General features: G+C 58.0%; 17 protein-coding genes. 9 read left to right on the forward strand and 8 right to left on the reverse strand.

From position 1 onward, the window contains the following. Positions 1–759 precede the first annotated feature (759 nt). The 8 genes from serC to C7H10_RS09945 all read right to left on the reverse strand — a co-directional run bounded on the left by serC (position 760) and on the right by C7H10_RS09945 (position 7,340). Positions 760–1,851 carry a 3-phosphoserine/phosphohydroxythreonine transaminase gene (gene serC / locus C7H10_RS09910; protein WP_106694734.1) on the reverse strand — a complete coding sequence of 364 codons (1,092 nt, stop codon included), beginning with the start codon at positions 1,849–1,851 and terminating at the stop codon, positions 760–762. Further along, positions 1,851–2,357: a urate hydroxylase PuuD gene (locus C7H10_RS09915; RefSeq protein ID WP_106694735.1), complete on the reverse strand. Its 507-nt coding sequence runs from the start codon at positions 2,355–2,357 to the stop codon at positions 1,851–1,853. The genes serC and C7H10_RS09915 overlap by 1 nt, the downstream gene beginning before the upstream one ends. Positions 2,358–2,462: 105 nt before the next feature. Then, the gene (gene pqqE / locus C7H10_RS09920) at positions 2,463–3,596 is read right to left on the reverse strand and encodes a pyrroloquinoline quinone biosynthesis protein PqqE (RefSeq protein ID WP_106694736.1); all 1,134 of its coding nucleotides are present in this window, start codon (positions 3,594–3,596) and stop codon (positions 2,463–2,465) included. Continuing rightward, entirely contained in the window at positions 3,565–3,858 is a 294-nt protein-coding gene (gene pqqD / locus C7H10_RS09925; protein ID WP_106694737.1) for a pyrroloquinoline quinone biosynthesis peptide chaperone PqqD, read from the reverse strand. The genes pqqE and pqqD overlap by 32 nt, the downstream gene beginning before the upstream one ends. A gap of 73 nt (positions 3,859–3,931) precedes the next feature. After that, on the reverse strand, positions 3,932–4,006 hold the full coding sequence (pqqA, locus tag C7H10_RS19475) for a pyrroloquinoline quinone precursor peptide PqqA (protein ID WP_099617646.1): 75 nt from the start codon (positions 4,004–4,006) through the stop codon (positions 3,932–3,934). A gap of 221 nt (positions 4,007–4,227) precedes the next feature. Further along, a complete protein-coding gene (ubiT, locus tag C7H10_RS09935; RefSeq protein WP_106694738.1) occupies positions 4,228–4,725 on the reverse strand; it encodes a ubiquinone anaerobic biosynthesis accessory factor UbiT in 498 nt (165 codons plus the stop codon). A gap of 69 nt (positions 4,726–4,794) precedes the next feature. Further along, positions 4,795–5,454, reverse strand: a complete 660-nt coding sequence (gene narL, locus C7H10_RS09940; RefSeq protein WP_058092689.1) for a two-component system response regulator NarL — start codon at positions 5,452–5,454, stop codon at positions 4,795–4,797. A gap of 29 nt (positions 5,455–5,483) precedes the next feature. Beyond that, on the reverse strand, positions 5,484–7,340 hold the full coding sequence (locus C7H10_RS09945; protein WP_106694739.1) for a histidine kinase: 1,857 nt from the start codon (positions 7,338–7,340) through the stop codon (positions 5,484–5,486). 183 nt (positions 7,341–7,523) lie between these two features. Here C7H10_RS09945 and C7H10_RS09950 point away from each other — a divergent pair, with 183 nt between their 5' ends. The 9 genes from C7H10_RS09950 (at position 7,524) to nosR (ending at position 20,336) form a co-directional block, all read left to right on the forward strand. Then, the gene (locus C7H10_RS09950) at positions 7,524–8,792 is read left to right on the forward strand and encodes an MFS transporter (RefSeq protein ID WP_106694740.1); all 1,269 of its coding nucleotides are present in this window, start codon (positions 7,524–7,526) and stop codon (positions 8,790–8,792) included. A gap of 122 nt (positions 8,793–8,914) precedes the next feature. After that, a complete protein-coding gene (locus C7H10_RS09955) occupies positions 8,915–12,658 on the forward strand; it encodes a nitrate reductase subunit alpha (protein ID WP_106694741.1) in 3,744 nt (1,247 codons plus the stop codon). Continuing rightward, the gene (gene narH, locus C7H10_RS09960) at positions 12,655–14,232 is read left to right on the forward strand and encodes a nitrate reductase subunit beta (protein ID WP_072676441.1); all 1,578 of its coding nucleotides are present in this window, start codon (positions 12,655–12,657) and stop codon (positions 14,230–14,232) included. Before C7H10_RS09955 ends, narH begins: the two co-directional genes overlap by 4 nt. Before the next feature lie 10 nt (positions 14,233–14,242). Next, a complete protein-coding gene (gene narJ, locus C7H10_RS09965) occupies positions 14,243–14,983 on the forward strand; it encodes a nitrate reductase molybdenum cofactor assembly chaperone (protein ID WP_106694742.1) in 741 nt (246 codons plus the stop codon). Between the two features lie 18 nt (positions 14,984–15,001). Beyond that, positions 15,002–15,679, forward strand: a complete 678-nt coding sequence (gene narI, locus C7H10_RS09970) for a respiratory nitrate reductase subunit gamma (RefSeq protein WP_106694743.1) — start codon at positions 15,002–15,004, stop codon at positions 15,677–15,679. A gap of 60 nt (positions 15,680–15,739) precedes the next feature. Beyond that, complete coding sequence (locus tag C7H10_RS09975; protein ID WP_106694744.1) at positions 15,740–16,546, forward strand: peptidylprolyl isomerase; 807 nt, start codon at positions 15,740–15,742, stop codon at positions 16,544–16,546. Between the two features lie 339 nt (positions 16,547–16,885). After that, entirely contained in the window at positions 16,886–17,635 is a 750-nt protein-coding gene (locus C7H10_RS09980; RefSeq protein ID WP_072676445.1) for a Crp/Fnr family transcriptional regulator, read from the forward strand. Positions 17,636–17,690: 55 nt separating this feature from the next. Beyond that, positions 17,691–18,092: a ribonucleotide reductase subunit alpha gene (locus C7H10_RS09985; RefSeq protein WP_106694745.1), complete on the forward strand. Its 402-nt coding sequence runs from the start codon at positions 17,691–17,693 to the stop codon at positions 18,090–18,092. A 123-nt stretch (positions 18,093–18,215) separates the two neighbouring features. After that, positions 18,216–20,336 carry a transcriptional regulator NosR gene (gene nosR, locus C7H10_RS09990; RefSeq protein WP_106694746.1) on the forward strand — a complete coding sequence of 707 codons (2,121 nt, stop codon included), beginning with the start codon at positions 18,216–18,218 and terminating at the stop codon, positions 20,334–20,336. Positions 20,337–20,360: the final 24 nt, after the last annotated feature.

Here is a 20,360-nt window from a genome sequence, read left to right on the forward strand (position 1 = left end):
TACTGCCTGGATGACTGCACTCCGCCATTGGTCAGAAGGGCAGTGCCGGCAGGCATGCGTTTTCGGCATAGTTCCAGTGTATGGCAGACTGAGGCTTGTAACTTTTGGCAGTCCCATTGCCGAAAGCTTTTTTCGGTGAACGGTTTGCCAAAATCGAAACAGATTAGAATTCCGTCCAGGCCCATGGATGCCAGGTAGGGTAAAAGGCCCAGATCGTTGGTGCTGCCCGGGGTGAGCCGTAGTTTGAATACTATGGGGCAGTGTTTGCCGGTGAGTTGTGCCAATTGGCCTCGAAATTCGATGAGCGCCACCAGGTTGGCGTGTAGTTTTGGAAACGCCGTGGCAGTCCTCAGCCAGTTCGGGGCAAGAGTCAGGTAATCGGCTGACCACCAACACGCCTCGATAAGTTCTTTTAACCGGTCAGTTTCCCGTTCTGGCGCTTCGGTTTCCTGTACTGCCAGTCTAATCCCGGCCAAGGTCATGCGCGGCGGGCCGCCGCCTGCGATCTGTGGTGGCACAGAGCGCTGCCAGCTACCGATTTCGATGGATCCGAACCCGAGCGCGCCGGCGTTTCTTCCCAGTCTGCCGGTGCGATCGAAACCGGCGGCAATGCCCAACCTGTTGGAAAACGACAGGCCCATACAGGTAACAGGCCGCTCAGGTGCACGGGCTGCAATCCCAGGCGGCCAGTCAGTCAGCGCCTGTTGGCAGGCATTCTCGAATGCCCTCCGCCGAATGTCGGGAAGTTGGTTTTCTGGCCTATCCATAACGGTTCCTGAAATCCCGCATGAAATCGACAAGGGCACTAACGGCCGCGTCTGTCTGAGCGTTATACAGGCTCGCGCGCAACCCCCCGGCGTGGCTATGTCCGGACAGATTGAAGAGTCCCCTTTCAGAGGCTTCAGCCAGAAAGGTTTGTCTTAGCGATTCGCTGGCAAGTCCGAAGCAAAGGTTCATCACGGAGCGGTGACCCAGTTGAGCGGGGCAATGATAGAAATCATCCTGATCGATGACCGAGTAAACCTGTTCGCTCTGATGCTTATTGTGAATCTGTATGGCGGGGAGGCCGCCTTGTGCATCAAGCCACTCCAGCATGAGATCCACAAGGTAGATGGCAAACATCAATGGCGTGTTGGTGCGGTTGCCGGCTTCGATCTGTGACTCGTAATTGAATACTCGGGGCGTCTCCGGGCGCGCCCGGCCCAGCAGGGTTTCCCTGATAATCACGATGACCAGACCGGCCGGCCCCAGGTTCTTCTGGGTGCCCGCATAGATCAGCCCGTATTGGTTAATATTGATCGGCCGGGAGAGAAATTCAGAGGTCATGTCGGCAACTAACGGGATGTCATCACAATCCGGATCTGCATGAAACTGCACCCCATTTGCTGTCTCGTTGGTCGTAATATGGCAATAGCTCAAGTCCTGAGGGAGGCTCCACCGGTGAGGGGATGGAATGCGGTCGTATCCGGTGCTGCGAGAGCTGGCAACAGTATGCGCCTTGCCATAGCGCGCGCCCTCCTGCAACGCACGGGCAGACCAGTGACCTGTGTCTACGTATCCCGCCTTGCCACTGGCTGGAAGCAGGTTCAGCGGAATCAGTGAAAACTGGGCCGATGCGCCTCCCTGAAGGAATAGAATCTGGTACCCGGGTGGCAGATTCAGTAGTGCCCGCAACCGCATTTTTGCCTGCACCATCAGTTCTGCAAACCGGTCGCTTGAGAAGGGCGTTTCCAATATGGAGTAGCCCTGACCCTGCCAGTCATACAGTTCCGCTCTGGCTTTGGCCAATACCGACCCCGGTAGGGGGGCAGGGCCAGCCGCAAAATTGAATTTCTTGTTATACCTTTCCATCAGAACAGGTTCAGGCCATGGCTTCCTGCGGCCATGAAAAAGATCAGGGGAAACGAGAGAATGGTATTTGTTCTGGAGGACAGAAAGGTCACCCTGGAACAACGTATCCGCTCAGCGGCTGGTGCCGCGACAAACCCCAGCACTTTTTTCTGATGTGGCCAGAGTACGAACCACAGATTGAGCACCATGATAATGCCAATCCACGCCCCGACGCCGATCACTGCGTGATGCCCCTCAAGGGTGAGGGCATCCATGAGTATGCCTCTGTGCCAGAGCATGAGAGCGCCAGAAGCGAGGACAACCAGAGACGCATAGCGAAAGGTGCCGTGCTCCTGGTGCATCCTGCGGGTAAGGTCTTCCGTTCTATTGCTCTCATCTTTTGGGTCTATCTGCAACGGTATAAAGCGGGGCGCTTTAACCACGTTCGCGTAATTATGACCAACCCAGATCAGAGCAAAGACGATATGCAGCCAGCGCATGGCAATGTCCACCAGTGTCCAGCTCATGACAGGCCTGCCTGAATCCACGCTTTGGTAATCAGATAGAGCACGATGGTCAGCACCATGCCGGCCGCGAGCGTGCCCACCAATGAATCATGGGGGACCTTCATGTTATACCTCCGTGGGTACCCACCCGGCTGCCCGGGCGATCAGTTTTTCCGGGTGCTGGCGGGTTTTCAGCGCACGGTCCACGGCATCCGTTACCATGTAGTGATGCGGTGATTTGCTGCAGGCCGGGTCGGGATTGGCGGCATCCCCGGTCAAAAGCATGGCCTGGCAGCGGCAGCCGCCGAAGTCTTTTTCTTTCTCTGAGCAACTTCGGCAGGGTTCTTTCATCCAGCTATCACCGCGATACAAATTGAAGCTCTCCGACTGGTGCCAGATCCAGCTCAGGTCACGGTCCCGAACGCTCGGGAAATTCAGCCCCGGCAGGGTGCGGGCTTGTGAACAGGGGAGTACTATGCCGTCTGGTGCAATGGTCAGGTGAATGCTGCCCCAGCCGTTCATACAGGCCTTGGGGCGGCCTTCGTAGTAATCCGGAATAACGAAGAAAATGGTCATACTGCCGGCCAGTCGCTCCCTTGCTTCGGCAACTTGCGCCTCCGCTTTCTCCAGAGCCTCTCGGGTAGGCATCAATTGATCCCGGTTGACCAGCGCCCAGTTGTAGTACTGCACATTGGCAAGCTCCAGGTATTCCACGCCTATGTCGGCCGCCAGATTGATAATGTCCGGCACCTGGTGAATGTTGACACTTGAAACGGGAACATTGAGCACCATCGGAAAGCCGAGCGACTTGATCTCTCTGGCCATCTGGAGCTTCTTTTCGTAACAATCTACTCCGGCCAGCCAGTGGGCGGTTTCCGGATTACTGGACTGGAAGCCCAGCTGTATATGGCGCAAACCGGCTTCTTTCAGGTTCTCCAGTCGTTTTCTGGTAAGCCCGATGCCCGATGTGATCAGGTTGGTGTAATACCCCAACCCATTGGCTTCAGCTACCAGCTCTTCCAGATCTTTTCTCAGTGTGGGCTCACCGCCGGAGAAGCCGATCTGCATCGCCCCCATGTTGCGGGCATCGTGAATAACCTGCTTCCACTCATTGGTGCTCAGTTCATCCGGATGGTTATCCAGATCCGTGGGGTTGCTGCAGAACGCGCATTTGAGCGGGCATTTGTAGGTCAGCTCAAGCAACAGCCAGACGGGGTTGCCCTGACCATCAAGATTCAGGTTGGATCCAGCCTTTGCCATAGCATACCTCCAGGAACTGGTGAACACGGGGCTCAATGAAGTCGGGTGCTTCCGAGAACAGGCCGGAAAGTTCGGCGACGATGTCTGACACCGTTCTGGCACCGTCACACCGGTTGAGGATTTCACCGGCGGTGGGGTTCAGTTTTACAATGCCTTCGGGATACATCAGCACGTAAGCTTGCTGTGATTCTTCCCAGCGAAACATGAAGACCGGTGCGATGCGGAATCGGGTAAGACCAGTGTAGTTGTTTGAATTGGTCATTGGCTGCTCCCAGGGGCTTACAAGGCGAAGGGCTGTCCCTGCAAGAGGAAGAGGCTCACAGGGACAGAATTGATCAGCGAACGTAAACGTACGCAGTTACTTCAAAGCCAAGCCGCAGGTCTTTGAAGTCAGGGTCGGTCCATTTCATTTTATCACCTGTATTTGTTATGAATGTTTATGGCGGCGGAATAACTCCGCCCATGTCCACTCTAGGGTTGGGTGACGCTGCAAAGGAATGGTACTTTGGACCTAATTTTCTGGATCTTAGGTGTGATTTCTGAGGGCTTTTGGGTTAATAGAATGGGCTTCAGATCGACTGTCTGAAAAGTGAAATTTTAATATGTATATTTTTTGATTTTTATCAGTTGCTCACCTGGATTTCGCCATTAGCTGACGGACAGACAAATCCCACTCCAGACTATCCAGAAGATTCTTCAAAGCCAGCCCCAGCTCGGTGTCCCCTTCAATCACCAGGCGCCGCTGGAAAAACAGCTGGTCCGGGTCTTGCCGGCGCTCTGCAAGAGTCTTGAAGGCTGCCAGCGACCCCCGAATGGTCGCTTCGCCTGGGCCTTCCACAACGCGAAGCCGGCCTGCCCAGAAACCGATGGTAATACCTGGTTGACCTCCATTGACCTCCAGCCGAATTGTGCGGCCTTCAAAATCATCGAATTCGCCCTCAGCCAGCGCTTCTGCAAACAGCCGGTTTAGCGGGGCTTCGGCAACCAGTTGTTTGAAGCTAACGGGCACGTTGCGGTCGATGGTGTCCAGTAGTGGCGTCGGGGAGGGGAGGTATTCTTTCAGAACCGCGATGGATTGCTCCAGTAATGGGCTGTGCAAAGACGCGATGGGAGGCAGTGAAAAGGCCATGTTCAACTCCGGGCAGGACGACAACCCGCCCAGAGTATCAAAAGGTCGCCGGCGGCGACTTGATTTAACTCAGCCCTTGTGGAGACCTTCTTCTACGGCCCAAACGGCTACTTCAACCCGCGAGCGCAGGTTGAGTTTCTTGAGCAGGTGCTTTACGTGCACTTTTACCGTGCCGTCGCTGATGTCGAGCTTGCGGCCGATCATCTTGTTGGAGAGGCCTTCGGCGATCAGGCGCAAAATGTCTTTTTCCCGCGGCGTCAGGCTGTCGAAGTCCGGCCGGGATGACTGCTGCGGTTTGTTGGAACGCAGGGCCTGGGCCAGTAACGTTGTTAGCCGGTCACTGATGACCATTTTGCCAACAGCCGCCTGGTGTAACTGGGCGATCATATCTTCCGGCTCCATGTCTTTCAGCAGGTAGCCGTCGGCACCGGCACGCAGGGCGGCAACCACATCGTCTTCCTGGTCAGACACGGTAAACATGACAATACGCGAGCTGATGTTCTGGTCCCGCAGGTGTTTGAGAGCTTCAATGCCGTCCATCTCCGGCATGTTCAGGTCCATCAGGATCAAATCCGGCTCGGTTTCCAGGGCCAGCTTGATGCCGTCGGCGGCGTTGCTTGCCTCGCCGATCACTTCCATGTCGTCTTCCATGCCGATCAACTGCTTGATGCCCTGTCGCAGCAGGGGGTGGTCGTCAATCAGCAGTATACTTGCGGGTGTCTCAGCCATGGTTTCTCTCGTTGATGTTGGTGTTTGGGTCAGGCCGGTGAAGATTCGGTAGGAATCAGGTTACGGCTTTTGGGAACGAATGTTAATGTCACTTCCACGCCGCCTTCGTCCCGGTTATCAACCTTTACCTTACCCCCGAGCGTTCGGGCGCGGTCCTGCATGATCACCAGGCCGTAATGGTTAACCGGCTGGTCGCCGCCGGGCAGGCCCTTGCCGTTGTCGCGAATACTTGCCCGAACCTGCGGAGACTCGAACAGCACCTTAACGGATATGACCGTAGCGTCGGCATGCTTGACGGCGTTTGCCAGTCCCTCGCGGATAATCTGCAGGGTATGGATTTCCTCGTTTGGCGACAGCGTCTGAGGCGGCAGGTTGTATTCAAAGTCCACCGGGTGGCCCAGTCTCTCGGAAAACTCGTCGATGGTCTTGCGCAAAGCCGTGGCCAGGTCTGGTGTGTCCAGTTTCAGGCGGAACGTGGCCAGTAGCTCACGCAGTTGCCGGTAGGCGCTGTTCAGGCCAGTACTGAGCTCTTCCAGAATGTCGTCGTGGATGGGTTTCTGCTCGCCCGTGATATTGAGCCGGCGCAGCCGGGTTACCTGCATCTTCAGGTAAGACAACGACTGGGCCAGTGAATCGTGCAACTCCCGGGCGATCACGGTGCGTTCTTCGGCCAGGGTCAGCTGCTGTTCCTCGGTTATTTGCCGTTCCAGGAAAATGGCGGTTGCCAGTTGGTCGGTCAGGGTCTCCAGCAGCCGGCGAGAGGTGGCGGACAACCCTTTGGCTGCCGGGTACCAAACCTCCAGGGTGCCGAGCAACTGGCTGGGTGTGCGGATGGGAAGTAATAAACGACGGCCATCGTTGTTCTCCAATGGCATTTCATCGTAGACCTCGGGGGTCACCAGGCAGGCATTGCAGTGATGGTCGCGACAGTAGAACGGCCGTTTGTCCGTGGCCGTGGTAATGGCTTCCACAGGCTCTGCGGATTCCTTGTCGTGCAGGAACAGACGGATCGGACCAATGCCCAGCAGCAGCTCCAGCTCCTGCAGCATGGGAATGGCACCATTACAGAGGTCATGATTGGCAAACAGGTCTCTACTGGCCGAATGCATCACCTGCAGGGCCTGGTGGCTGACTTCCAACTCTTCAGTTTTCTGCCGGGCCTTGGCTTCCAGTTCGTAGTAGGTCAGGGCCAGTTCGCTGGTCATCTGGTCGAAGGCCTGGCCTAGTTGTGCCAGCTCGTCTGCACCTTTCAGGTCGGCTTTCCGGGAGAAATCTTTCTCGCCAACGGCGCCGGCGATGGCCACGAGTTTTCGCAGGGGGCGAAGGATCCGGTTTTTCAGGTCGTAGAACAGGGCGATCACGATCAGCACCGAGAACACCATGCTGATGATCTGAATCAGGTGCAGCAGATCAACACGTGCTTCTGTGCGCTGTTCCAGCATAGTCACCAGGCGGTCAACTTCCTGGATGTAGTCCTCCACAGCCTGAACCATAGCCGGGGTGATGGGTGTGCCTACTTCATGTTGTTCAAGGGCTGGTTTAAGTTCGTCCTGCCATGCCGCCAGCATCTGACGGTACTGTCGTGCCAGAGGGTGGTCGTCTGCGCCGGGAACCGAGCGAAGGATGGCGGTGTCCTCAAGGCGGCGCTCATAATCATTGATGCGTGCGCCTGAGGAAGCCCGTCCATTTTCGTAATCTTCGGTGGCAGAACGGGCAATTAACTGGAAGGCGCCCATTCGCAGCGCTCCGGCCAGGTTGATGGCCGTGGCATTGCCTTCAATGCTGTTGGAAACCGCCAGGGTTGTAGACATGCTGACGATAGCGGTCAGCACGATGGCGCCGATCACCACAGCGAGTCGGTTTACTAGCGGACTTCTGGATGTCATGGGTTGTTGTCTGTTAGGGAGTTCGAAAGGTGCCTTTCCAGGCCAGATTATGACCGAGGAACTGCGGTTCCGATACCTCCTTGAGGATAGTCAATTACCCCAATGGATAGTCCTCCATCATAGCCTTTGACCCTTTGGAGAGCAAAAGCCGACACTAAAGGTTGGTTAATTCGAGGTGACAGGATGCAAACCCGACTGGAGCAGGACGATGACAAGCTGGCATCGCTGGTGGTGATTCTGCCGCTGGCAGTGACAGGCTTTGTTGTTGCGGCAGGATGCTGGACGCTGTTTGCCGTGGCGGGAGTGCACCTCAGGGCCGATCTTGCCTTGAGCAGTCTTCAGTTCGGCATATTGCTGGCCGCGCCCATGGCCGTCAGTGCTGTATTGGCAATTCCGGCCGGGTTGGCCGCCCAGCGTTATGGTGCCCGCGCCGTGATGCTCGCCTGCCTGGCAGGGTTGGCACTGTGTATGGGCTTACTCCTGCTGACCGAAAGTTTCTACGGTTACCTTCTGGTTGCCGGCGGTCTGGGGCTGGCCGGTGGATTCTACAGTGCCGGCCTGCAGTTTGTGGTCAGTCACTGTAAGCCGAAACGGTTGGGGCTGGTGCTTGGCGTTTTTGGTGCGGGAGTCACAGGCGCTGGCTTCAGCTATTACCTGGTACCGCTGTTTCACGATGCGTTTTCCTGGCAGGGAGTGCCCCTGGCCTACCTGATTGTATTGCTGCTGGTGATTGCCCTTCTGGTGATGTTGACCGATCCGGAATCCAGGGAATCCGGTGCGGACAGGCCCTGGTCTGTCGGGCAGGTGGTTCGAATACTCAGACGTGGTCGCTCGCTCCCGCTCACTGCCTACTTTGGTGTGGTGGCCGGAAGCTTCTTTGCCTTGGCGCTCTGGTTGCCGGATTTCCTGTCGGCACAGTTTGGCTTGTCCCTGGACGCGGGCGCACGCCAGGCTCAGTGGTTCGTTATTCCCGGTGCCCTTGCGCAGATTCTGGGTGGTGGCCTGGCTGACCGGTTTGGCAGTGCCAGGGTCGCCACGCGGTCACTGGTGTTGTGCCTGGTGGCGCTGGCTGTGTTGTCTTACCCGCCAATGACGTTATTTGTCAGGGGGGTAGATGAGATCATCACTGTGGAATTTGCCCTGCCTCTGATGATTGAAGGTAGTTTGATTGTGGTGCTGGGTGTCGCCATGGGGAGTGCCATGGGGAGCCTGCAACGAATGGTGATACTGGCCAATCGTGCCGAGGCCGCCTTGTTCGCAGGCTTTCTGCTGGTTTCTGCCTGTTCCGTTGCGTTTGTTCTACCGGTCCTGTTTGGCGCGGTTAACCAGTGGCTGGGTGTTCGAACAGCGGTGTTCATGATTCTCTTCCTGTTGCTCAGCAGCAGCCTTCTGATGTTCGCTCGCGACACCCGTCGTGAGGAGCGAAGAACCCTTCTCCACCCAGGGATATAGCCCTGCTACCACCTCGGTGGTACAGCCGGGTTATGTGGTAGTAACCACGCAGATTTCGCGGTTTTTCTCACACACAATGGTCTCAAATCGGAGCAACGATCCGGCAGACGGAGAGAGAGACCATGAGTCATTTAATCGACAAACTGAATTACTTCAGGAAGAAGCGCGAGCCGTTCGCGGGCGGCCACGGCGAAACCCATGAAGTCAGTCGCGAGTGGGAAGACAGCTACCGCCAGCGCTGGCAGCACGACAAGGTTGTGCGTTCCACCCACGGCGTAAACTGCACCGGCTCCTGCAGCTGGAAGATCTACGTCAAGTACGGCCTGGTTACCTGGGAAACCCAGCAGACCGACTACCCCCGTACCCGCCCAGACCTGCCTAACCACGAGCCCCGCGGCTGCCCTCGGGGTGCCAGCTATTCCTGGTACATGTACAGCGCCAACCGCCTGAAGTACCCGCTGATGCGCAAGAGCCTGATGAAGCTCTGGCGTGCGGCCCGTATTCAGTTCAACGACCCGGTACAAGCATGGGCGTCCATTGTTGAAGACCCCAAGAAAACCGCCGAGTACAAGCCCCGCCGCGGTATGGGCGGTTTTGTCCGTTCCAATTGGGACGAGGTCAACGAGCTGATTGCTGCCTCCAACGTCTACACCGCCAAGAAGTTTGGTCCGGACCGCATCATCGGCTTCTCGCCGATTCCGGCCATGTCCATGGTGTCCTATGCCGCCGGTAGCCGTTACCTGTCGATGATTGGCGGCGTGTGCATGAGCTTCTACGACTGGTACTGCGACCTGCCGCCGGCCTCCCCACAAACCTGGGGCGAGCAGACCGACGTGCCGGAATCCGCTGACTGGTACAACTCCGGCTACATCATTGCCTGGGGTTCCAACGTGCCCCAGACCCGTACCCCGGACGCCCACTTCTTTACCGAAGTGCGCTACAAGGGCACCAAGACCGTTGCCATTACCCCGGATTACGCCGAAGTCTCCAAGCTGTCTGACGAGTGGTTGAACCCCAAGCAGGGCACCGATGCCGCCCTGGGCATGGCCATGGGCCACGTGATCCTGAAAGAGTTCCACGTCGACAAGCCCAGTGAATACTTCACCGACTACGTGCGCCGTTACACCGACATGCCCTACCTGGTCATGCTGGATGAAAAGGACGACGGCAGCTATGTGCCGGGCCGTTTCCTGCGCGCCAGTGATCTGGTGGACGGACTGGGTGAGGAGAACAACCCGGAATGGAAAACCATCGCTATTGACGAGAGCACTGGCGAGCTGACCGCACCGAACGGCTCCATCGGCTATCGCTGGGGCGAGAAGGGCAAGTGGAACCTGAAGCAGACCGCCAAGGGCTCCGATGTAAACCTTCAGCTGTCCATGGTCGAGAAACACGACGACGTTGTGGACGTTGCCTTCCCGTACTTCGGTGGTATTGAGCACGACCACTTCAAGCACGTGGAAATCAAGGACATCCTCAAGCACAAGCTGGGCACCCGCAAGGTCAAGCTGGCTGACGGCTCCGAAGGCCGTGTGGTCACCGTTTACGACCTGATGGTCGCCAACTACGGCATCAGCCGCGGCCTGGGTGATGACGACGGAGCTTCTTCCTATGACGAAGTGAAGCCCTACACTCCGGCCTGGCAGGAAAAGATCACTGGCGTACCCGCCGAGAAAGTGATCCGGATTGCCCGTGAGTTTGCGGATAATGCCGACAAGACCAAGGGCCGTTCCATGGTCATCGTGGGTGCCGGTATGAACCACTGGTACCACATGGACATGAACTACCGTGGCCTGATCAACATGCTGATCATGTGTGGTTGTATCGGCCAGAGCGGCGGTGGCTGGGCCCACTACGTTGGCCAGGAAAAACTGCGCCCGCAGACTGGCTGGCAGCCGTTGGCGTTTGGCCTGGACTGGCAGCGCCCGCCACGCCACATGAATTCTACCTCCTTCTTCTACGCCCATTCCGGCCAGTGGCGTTACGAGAAACTGGGTGTCGACGAAATCCTGTCGCCGCTGGCGGACAAGTCCAAATTCAGTGGCAGCCTGATCGACTACAACGTGCGCGCCGAGCGCATGGGCTGGTTGCCCTCTGCGCCCCAGCTCAACCGCAACCCGCTGGGTATTGCGGCGGAAGCCGAGAAGGCTGGCATGGACGTCTCCGATTATGTGGCCAAGTCCATGAAGGACGGCTCCCTGGCCTTCGCCAGTGAGGATCCGGAAGCGCCGGAGAACTGCCCGCGCAACCTGTTCATCTGGCGCTCCAACCTGCTGGGCTCGTCCGGCAAGGGCCATGAGTACATGCTCAAGTACTTGTTGGGCACCAAAAACGGCCTGCAAGGCAAAGACCTGGGCGTGGAAGGCGGTGCCAAGCCGCAAGAGGTCAAGTGGCGCGACGAAGCCCCGCAGGGCAAGCTCGACCTGCTGGTGACCCTGGACTTCCGCATGTCCACCACCTGCCTGTATTCAGACATCGTTCTGCCGACCGCTACCTGGTACGAGAAGAACGACCTGAACACCTCAGACATGCACCCGTTCATCCATCCGCTGACCGCCGCCACTGATCCGGCCTGGGAAGCGCGCAGTGACTGGGAAATCTACAAGGGCATTGCCAAATCCTTCTCCAAGGCGGCTGAGGGCCACCTGGGTGTCGAGAAAGATGTGGTGACCCTGCCGCTGCTGCACGATGCGCCGGCGGAACTGGGCCAGCCGTTCGATGTGAAGGACTGGAAAAAAGGTGAATGCGACCTGATCCCGGGCAAGACTGCGCCCAACTTCATCACCGTTGAGCGGGATTACCCGAACACCTACGCACGCTTCACCTCGCTTGGCCCGCTGATGGACAAGTTGGGTAACGGTGGCAAGGGCATCAACTGGAACACCGAGAAGGAAGTCAACTTCCTGAAGGAGTTGAACTACACCCATCTGGAAGGTGCCAACGCGGGTCGTCCGAAGATTGAAAGCGCCATTGATGCCGCGGAAGTGATTCTGACCCTTGCGCCGGAAACCAACGGCCAGGTTGCCGTGAAGGCGTGGGCCGCGCTGTCTGAAATGACCGGCCTGGACCACACCCATCTGGCGAAGAACAAGGAAGAGGAGAAAATCCGCTTCCGGGACATCGTGGCGCAACCGCGCAAGATCATCTCCAGCCCGACCTGGTCTGGTCTGGAAGACGAGCATGTGTCCTACAACGCTGGCTACACCAACGTGCACGAGCTGATTCCCTGGCGCACCCTGACCGGCCGCCAGCAGTTCTACCAGGACCACGAGTGGATGCGCGCCTTCGGTGAAAGCCTGCTGGTGTATCGCCCGCCCATCAACACCAAGGCGATTGAGAGCATGCAGGATCAGCGCAGCAACGGTAACCCGGAGAAAGCGTTGAACTGGATCACGCCGCACCAGAAGTGGGGTATTCACAGTACCTACAGCGACAACCTGTTGATGCTGACCCTCTCCCGCGGTGGCCCTATCGTGTGGATGAGTGAAGACGATGCCAAAGACATCGGGGTTGAAGACAACGACTGGATCGAGCTGTTCAACAGTAACGGTGCCATTGCGGCCCGGGCGGTGGTCAGCCAGCGGGTGATGCCTGGCATGGTGATGATGTACCACGCCCAGGAACGCAACGTGAACGTGCCGGGCTCTGAAATTACCGGTACCCGGGGCGGCATCCATAACTCGGTCACCCGTGTGTGCCCGAAACCGACCCATATGATCGGTGGCTATGCCCAGTATTCCTACGGCTTCAACTACTACGGCACCGTAGGTTCCAACCGGGACGAGTTCGTGGTGGTCCGCAAGATGAAGAACGTGGACTGGCTCGACGGTGAAGGCAATGACTATGCTCAGGAGGCAGTAAAATGAAAATCCGTTCCCAAGTCGGCATGGTGCTGAACCTGGACAAGTGCATTGGTTGCCACACCTGTTCCGTCACCTGCAAAAACGTATGGACAAGCCGTGAAGGCATGGAATACGCCTGGTTCAACAACGTCGAAACCAAGCCTGGCATCGGCTACCCGAAAGAATGGGAGAACCAGGACAAGTGGAAGGGCGGCTGGATGCGCGACAGCTCCGGCAAAATCCGCCCCCGCATCGGCGGCAAGTTCCGGGTACTGGCGAACATCTTCGCCAACCCGGACCTGCCGGAAATCGATGACTACTACGAACCGTTTGACTACGACTACCAGCACCTGCACACCGCCGGTGATGTGAAGCACCAGCCGGTCGCCCGGCCACGGTCGCTGATCTCTGGCGAGCGCATGAAGAAAATCGAATGGGGCCCGAACTGGGAAGAAATCCTGGGCACCGAGTTTGCCAAGCGCCGCAAAGACAAGAACTTTGATCAGGTGCAGGCAGACATTTACGGCCAGTTCGAAAACACTTTCATGATGTACCTGCCGCGTCTGTGCGAGCACTGCCTGAACCCGGCGTGTGTAGCCAGTTGCCCGAGCGGTGCCATCTACAAGCGCGAAGAAGACGGCATTGTGCTGATCGACCAGGACAAGTGCCGCGGCTGGCGGATGTGTGTCTCCGGCTGCCCGTACAAGAAGATCTACTTCAACTGGAAAACCGGCAAATCCGAGAAGTGCATCTTCTGCTACCCGCGTATCGAAGCCGGTCTGCCGACCGTCTGCTCCGAGACCTGTGTAGGCCGTATCCGCTACCTCGGTGTGCTGCTGTACGACGCAGACCGCATTGAAGAAGTGGCCAGCGCCCCGGGCGAGCACGAGCTGTATGAAAAGCAGCTGGAAATCTTCCTGGACCCGTTCGACCCGAAAGTGATCGAACAGGCGAAGAAAGACGGCATCCCGATGAACGTGATCGAAGCCGCCCAGCAGAGCCCGGTGTACAAAATGGCGGTGGACTGGAAACTGGCCCTGCCGCTGCACCCGGAATACCGCACCCTGCCCATGGTGTGGTACGTGCCGCCGCTCAGCCCGATCCAGTCTGCGGCGGAAGCCGGCAAGGTCGAGTTCGACGGCGTACTGCCGAAGATCGAAAGCCTGCGGATTCCGGTCAAGTACCTGGCGAACCTGCTGACCGCCGGTGACGAGAAGCCCATCGTTCGCGCTCTGAAGCGGATCATGGCTATGCGTTTGTACAAGCGTGCCGAGACCGTGGAAGGCAAGGAAGACCTGCGAGCGCTGGAGGAGTGCGGCCTGACCAAAGCCCAGGCGGACGAAATGTACCGCTACCTGGCCATCGCCAACTACGAAGACCGCTTCGTGATTCCGACCAGCCATCGCGAGCTGGCCAAGGAAGCTTTCCCGGATGCGGACGCCTACGGCGAGCGTGGTGGTTGTGGCTTTAGCTTCGGCGACGGCTGCAACGGTGGTGACAGCGAGTTCAGCCTGTTCGGTGGCAAGAAGCAGACCACCAGCATGGTCAGCAAGCTGGCGACCGTAAAGCAGGTCGACCCGAAACAGCTGCAGGATTGAGGAGCAAGTTATGCAACTTCTGAAAGTACTGGCGCGGGTACTCGAGTACCCCACCGACGAACTGCAGCAATCCAAAGACGCCCTGGTAGCCGCTGTCCTGGAGGACAGCCGGCTGCCCCGGCAGAACAAGGAACAGCTGCTGACCTGCATCGACCGCCTGTGCGACGGAGACCTGATGGACCTTCAGGAATCCTACGTAGGCACCTTCGACCGGGGCCGGGCCACCTCCCTGCTGCTGTTCGAACACGTGCATGGTGAGTCCCGTGATCGCGGCCAGGCCATGGTAGACCTGATGGAACAGTATCGGGCCAATGGCCTGGAGATTGATGCCCGGGAACTGCCGGACTACCTGCCGTTGTTTCTGGAGTACCTGTCTACCCGGCCATGGGACGAAATCAAAAACTGGCTGGAAGACATCCACCACATCCTCGGCCTGCTCGGCGAGCGGCTGTACCAGCGTGAAAGCGTCTACCACGTGGTGATGGATTCGCTGCTGGTGCTCTCTGGCCGGAAGACCAACCGCCAGGAACTGGCCCAGATCGTTGCCTCGGAAGAGCGCGACGACACGCCGGAAGCCCTGGACAAGGTCTGGGAAGAAGAAATGGTGAAATTTGTGGATGACCAGGGCAGCTCCTGCAGCACCGGTGGCGTGGTTGGACAACGCCGCCGTGAGCTGGAACAGACCCAGACCATTCACCTGAGTGATCAGCTGATGACGGACGCTACCCCCCGTCAGGCAGGGCGCGCGTAAGCGCAGGAGGAAATGACAATGTCCTATCTACACACACTGGTTTTCGGGGTATACCCGTACATCGCCCTGGCGGTCCTGTTCATCGGAACCTGGGCGCGCTATGACCACGGTCAGTTCACCTGGAAAGCCCATTCCAGCCAGATGCTGAGAAAGAAAAACATGGTACTGGCCAGCGTGCTGTTCCATGTGGGTATCCTGGTGATCTTCTTCGGCCACCTGGTTGGCCTGTTGGCGCCGAAATGGGCCTACGAATGGCTGATGACGCCCGGCCAGAAACAGGTCATGGCCGTGGTGGTCGGCGGCATCGCCGGCGTTATGTGCCTGATTGGCGGCGCCATGCTCGCCTACCGCCGCCTGACCGACCCGCGGGTTCGTGCCAGCAGCACCGTCGCTGACAATCTGGTCATCATCATCCTGGTGGTGCAGGTCGCCCTCGGCCTGGCCACCATCCTGCCCACCATGGGGCACCTGGATGGCTCCGAAATGCTCAAGTTCTCTGCCTGGGCACAAGGCGTGCTGACCCTGCAGGGCGGTGTGGCTGGCCACATTGCGGATGTGCACTGGATCTACAAAACCCACATCTTCCTGGGCCTGACCATCTTCGTACTCTTCCCGTTCACCCGACTGGTGCACATGCTCAGCGTGCCGGTGGAGTATTTCGGCCGGAAGTACCAGGTGGTTCGCAAACGCGCGTAATGATGAGATTGCCACGGAGCCTGCCGGCTCCGTGGCAAAGAATCTTTCTGGAGAAGCAACATGCAAATAATCCCCGTCGGCGAAGCCGGCAAACCCAGAAACCAGTTCCCTCCGGTGTACGTGGGTGACACGCTGATCCACGAAGACGACATCGCCCGGGAAATGCAGCACCATCCCGCCGAAGAATTGGCCGAAGCCTGGCACGAAGCCGCCAAAAGCCTCGTCATCCGCGAGTTACTCCTGCAACAGGCCAGCCGCCTGAACCTGGACAACATCGAAGACGAAGAAGACCGCATCGCCCGGGTACTGGAACTCGAACTCAACGTCCCGGACCCCGATGAACAGGACTGCGAACGCTTCTACGCCGCCAACCCCGGCCGATTCTGCAGCCCCACCATCATGGCCGTCAGCCACATACTCCTGGCTGCCGCCCCGGACGACATCGAAGAACGCATACGCCAGGAAGAAGCCGGCCGACAACTCCTGACCGCCCTCCTGGACGGCCGCTCACAGTTCAACCAACTGGCCAAACAATACTCCGCCTGCGAATCCCGCCACCAGGGCGGCAGCCTGGGGCAGATCAGCAAAGGCCAGACCGTCGAAGAATTCGAACGCCCGGTCCTCAGCCTCACCGAAGGTTTGAATCCCGAACTCATCGAAACCCGCTACGGCTGGCACATCGTCCGGGTAGACCAACGAATCGACGGCGAACAGCTCCCGTACGAACACGTCAAACCCCAGATTCGCCAATACCTGAGCGAAAGCGTCACCCGCCGCGCCTTCCGCCAGTACCTGCAAGTCCTGGCCGTTGAAACCGGCATAGAAGGCGTCGACCTGGAGCTGCCGGATTCGCCGTTGATGCAATGAGAACTCTGGTGAGGCGGATTCGTCCCGGAGGAGAAAGCCTAGCGATTTCACCTGAGTCTGGAGGCGTTGGGCGGGATCAGCTTTCCAAAACCTTGCGGAGCCATGGATGGCGGAGCAGAGCGTACAGGGAAGTATTCACAGCGTGTTTTGGAAAGCTGATCCCGCCCAATGACGGCGCTCCAACCCCCAAACTAGTTAGCAGGGCGAATAATTGAGTTAAGTCAACTACTCAACAAGAACCCGCCTTATACCCCCATCGGGGGAGCGATTTTTCACCACTATCCCTCTACTATTTAAAACAAGATATTGAATGCATGAATATGCAGAGAGGATACCCCAATGGCCGTCACCCAAAGCGCCGAAAGCCGATACACCAAACCCGTACTCGTCGCCATCAACAAACCGCTTGATGAAGAAGACGGCCTGGAAGCACTACGCAGCCACGCCCTGTTCCGCAGCCTCAAAGCCCACGACCTGGACTACCTCATCCAGCAGTCCCGGCGCCTGCGTCTCGGCCACCACCAGCTGCTCTACCGCCAGGACATGCCAGCGCACCACTTCTTCTTTGTGATCAGCGGCCGCCTCAGACTCTACCGCCTGGACTCCTCCGGCATCGACAGAACCCTCGACAGCATCGCCCCCGGCGACTGCTTCGCCGAAGTCATGATCTACGCCGATCCGCCAAGGTACGCCTGCTACGCCGAAGCACTCAAATCCAGCGAAGTGCTGATGATCCCGGTCAAAGCCTATCAGGACCTGCTCGACCGGCACCCGGAGTATGCCCAGGCCGCGCTTCGCCATTACGCCATGCGCGCCGTCACACGGTTCCACGACCTGGAAATCATGACCGTCCAGAACGCCCGTGACCGCCTGATCCGCTACTTGATTGACCTGCTGCCTAATGGCGCCCTGGAAGGGGGCGAAGTTGAACTGCCCCTGCCCAAATGCCTGGTGGCTTCGCGCCTGGCCATGCAGCCGGAAACCTTCTCCCGGATATTGGCCGATCTAAAGTCCAACGGCCTGGTTCGGGTGAACCGCAGCAAACTATTCATTTCCGATCCTCAGCGACTGATCGAAATCAGCCAGTAGCTTTCGGGTCCTCCGGACCCTTTTTTCCAATTTTCGCCAAGTCAGGGGCATCATTATGATCAGCAGTTACCAGGACCTTGTGAAGGCCAGCCAGAACGAACATGAGCCCCAGCGATTCCTGTTCGTGTTTTGCAAAGCCGAGCTGCCAGATGATGCATCCGCTGCCGAGCGGGCCGCCTTCGAACGTGGTGAGGGTGGGGCGCTGACCCCGGTAATCTGCGTGGATAAAACCCCTGAGGAAGCGCCAGACTTCACTGTGTTGGCTGAAGAATCCCGAACCACCGGCCAAGACTGGGATATGGTGTTCGTGGCGGCCATGTCTGGCCGTGGCGGCATAGAACCCTCCAGTGATGAAGCCCAGCAACCCATGACCATGATGGTCGAAAGCATCCGTATGGGTAACGTTGGCAATTACCTACCCCTCGATCAATCCGGCCAGGCCGTGAGCCTGGGCTGAACCGGTCCGGTTACGCCGCTGGCGTATCCAAAAAGAGGTATGTGATTTTTATCAATCATTGTCCACCCTAGTTGTATTCCGATTGGATTGGGGGTTTGAGTGTTCAGGGAATCTGTTCTCGTAATGCTGGCATTGATGCTTCTTGCATCGGTTGCCAGCGCCACGTCGCTCAGTGAATACGAGCCCGTTGCCGGCCGGCAGGTGATCCAGGTTGCCATTCCGTCGGTCACTCGCTATGAGCCCCGGGAAGACAACCGGGCCATCCAGGAACTCTACGCCGGCGATGAACTGGTGGGCTACGCCTACCAGACCCTCGATTTCGTGCAAACCCCGGCATACTCCGGTAAGCCCTTGAACGCCATGGTGGTGCTGGATACCGAAGGCGAGATTAAAGGCGCACGGGTGATCCATCACGATGAACCGATTCTCTTGATCGGTATTCCCGAAGCCAAGATGCATGAGTTCACTGACCAATACGCCGGCCTGAAAGCTGACCAGCGAGTAACCGTTGGGGGAAAATCGTCCGAACGCAGGGTGGCGGTGGATGGGCTGTCTGGTGCGACCGTCACGGTCATGGTCATCAACGAAGTCATTATGCGCACGGCGCATCGAGTTGGCGGTGAGCTGGGCCTGGTCGAAGGCGTTGGCGTTGGTAAGCGGCCACCCAAGGCGGAAGTGATCAAGGACAGCTTTCGGCAACGTTCCTGGACAGAATTAACCGGTGATGGCTCCATTCGCCGGATGCTGCTGACCCGGGGCCAGGTGGATGATGCCTTTGCCGGTGGGCCGGCAGAGGGTTTTGAAACTGCCGCACCGGATCAGCGTGACGAACCCCTGATCGATTTATACACCGCTTACCTGGATGTGCCTTCCATTGGCCGTAACCTGTTGGGTGATCGCCAGTACGAGTGGTTGATGTCTGAGTTGAAGGAAGGCGAGCATGCCATTGCGGTGCTGGCCACCGGGTCCTACTCCTTCCGTGGTTCAGGCTATGTGCGTGGCGGTATCTTTGATCGCTTGCAGATCCGCCAGTTCGGAGACACCTTCAACTTCCGTGACCTGGACTACTATCGCCTGAGCGATGTGTACCTGGGCGATATGCCGCGCCTGCCGGAAATGGCCATTTTCATCATTCGCCAGCAATACAATTTCGACCCCGGCGAACCCTGGTCCCTGGAGCTGACCGTAAAGCGCCAGACCGGCCCTCTGGACAGCGAATTTGCGGTGTTCCCCCTGGAATACCAACTGCCTGACAAGTATTACACCCGTGCGGAACCCGAGCTTACCCAGGAAGAGTGGTTGGAAGAGCAACCCATGTGGGTTCAGGTCTGGTATCAGAAGCAGTTCCAGATCATCGTGGTTGGTTTTGGTATTGCGGTGCTGCTGTTCATCCTGTTCTTCCAGGACTGGTTGGTACAAAAGCCGCGGATGATGCGCTGGATTCGCCATGCATTCCTGACCTACACCCTGTTCTTTATTGGTTGGTATGCCCTCGGGCAGTTGTCGATTGTCAACGTACTGACCTTTGTGAACAGCGTGATCAGCGGCTTCCGCTGGGAAACTTTCCTGATTGATCCGATGCTATTCATTCTCTGGTCGGTGGTGGCTGGCATCGTATTGCTCTGGGGGCGAGCGGTTTACTGCGGCTGGCTGTGCCCGTTCGGCGCCCTGCAGGAACTGACCAACGAAATTGCCCGCAAACTGAAGGTGCCCCAGTACACCGTGCCGTTTGCCGTGCATGAGCGCCTCTGGGCCATCAAATACATCATTCTTCTGGTGTTGTTTGGTGTTTCCCTGGAGTCGCTTGCTACCGCAGAAAGAATGGCAGAGGTGGAACCCTTCAAAACCGCCATTACGCTCCGCTTCGATCGCACCTGGCCCTTCGTCACTTACGCCCTGTTGTTGCTGGTGGTCAACCTGTTCACCCGGAAGGTGTTCTGCCGCTACTTGTGCCCGCTGGGAGCCGCCCTGGCTCTGCCTTCCAAGCTGCGGGTGTTCGACTGGCTCAAGCGCCGCAAAGAGTGCGGTAACCCCTGCCGCCTCTGCGACCACGAATGTGAGGTGCAGGCTATCCATCCGGATGGGCACATCAATTACATGGAGTGCCACTACTGCCTGGATTGCCAGATGACCTATTTCGATGACCACAAGTGCCCACCGCTGATCGTCAAGCGCCGGGGCAAACGCCGTGGTCACAACGCACCGGGCCACCCGGAGGAGATCCCCGTGGTTCAGGTGAACTGAGCAGTACCTATAAAAAGCCATGAG

This window comes from Marinobacter shengliensis (assembly GCF_003007715.1).
Taxonomy (GTDB): Bacteria; Pseudomonadota; Gammaproteobacteria; order Pseudomonadales; family Oleiphilaceae; genus Marinobacter; species Marinobacter shengliensis.

Excerpts from the sequence above, each read along its gene's own strand:
- narI (WP_106694743.1), top strand. The coding sequence starts at position 15,002 with ATGTCCTATCTACACACACTGGTTTTCGGGGTATACCCGTACATCGCC.
- C7H10_RS09985 (WP_106694745.1), top strand. The coding sequence starts at position 17,691 with ATGATCAGCAGTTACCAGGACCTTGTGAAGGCCAGCCAGAACGAACAT.
- serC (WP_106694734.1), bottom strand. The coding sequence starts at position 1,851 with ATGGAAAGGTATAACAAGAAATTCAATTTTGCGGCTGGCCCTGCCCCC.
- C7H10_RS09955 (WP_106694741.1), top strand. The coding sequence starts at position 8,915 with ATGAGTCATTTAATCGACAAACTGAATTACTTCAGGAAGAAGCGCGAG.
- narJ (WP_106694742.1), top strand. The coding sequence starts at position 14,243 with ATGCAACTTCTGAAAGTACTGGCGCGGGTACTCGAGTACCCCACCGAC.
- ubiT (WP_106694738.1), bottom strand. The coding sequence starts at position 4,725 with ATGGCCTTTTCACTGCCTCCCATCGCGTCTTTGCACAGCCCATTACTG.
- nosR (WP_106694746.1), top strand. The coding sequence starts at position 18,216 with ATGCTGGCATTGATGCTTCTTGCATCGGTTGCCAGCGCCACGTCGCTC.
- pqqD (WP_106694737.1), bottom strand. The coding sequence starts at position 3,858 with ATGACCAATTCAAACAACTACACTGGTCTTACCCGATTCCGCATCGCA.
- pqqE (WP_106694736.1), bottom strand. The coding sequence starts at position 3,596 with ATGGCAAAGGCTGGATCCAACCTGAATCTTGATGGTCAGGGCAACCCC.
- narL (WP_058092689.1), bottom strand. The coding sequence starts at position 5,454 with ATGGCTGAGACACCCGCAAGTATACTGCTGATTGACGACCACCCCCTG.
- C7H10_RS09980 (WP_072676445.1), top strand. The coding sequence starts at position 16,886 with ATGGCCGTCACCCAAAGCGCCGAAAGCCGATACACCAAACCCGTACTC.
- C7H10_RS09950 (WP_106694740.1), top strand. The coding sequence starts at position 7,524 with ATGCAAACCCGACTGGAGCAGGACGATGACAAGCTGGCATCGCTGGTG.
- C7H10_RS09975 (WP_106694744.1), top strand. The coding sequence starts at position 15,740 with ATGCAAATAATCCCCGTCGGCGAAGCCGGCAAACCCAGAAACCAGTTC.
- C7H10_RS09945 (WP_106694739.1), bottom strand. The coding sequence starts at position 7,340 with ATGACATCCAGAAGTCCGCTAGTAAACCGACTCGCTGTGGTGATCGGC.
- narH (WP_072676441.1), top strand. The coding sequence starts at position 12,655 with ATGAAAATCCGTTCCCAAGTCGGCATGGTGCTGAACCTGGACAAGTGC.
- C7H10_RS09915 (WP_106694735.1), bottom strand. The coding sequence starts at position 2,357 with ATGAGCTGGACACTGGTGGACATTGCCATGCGCTGGCTGCATATCGTC.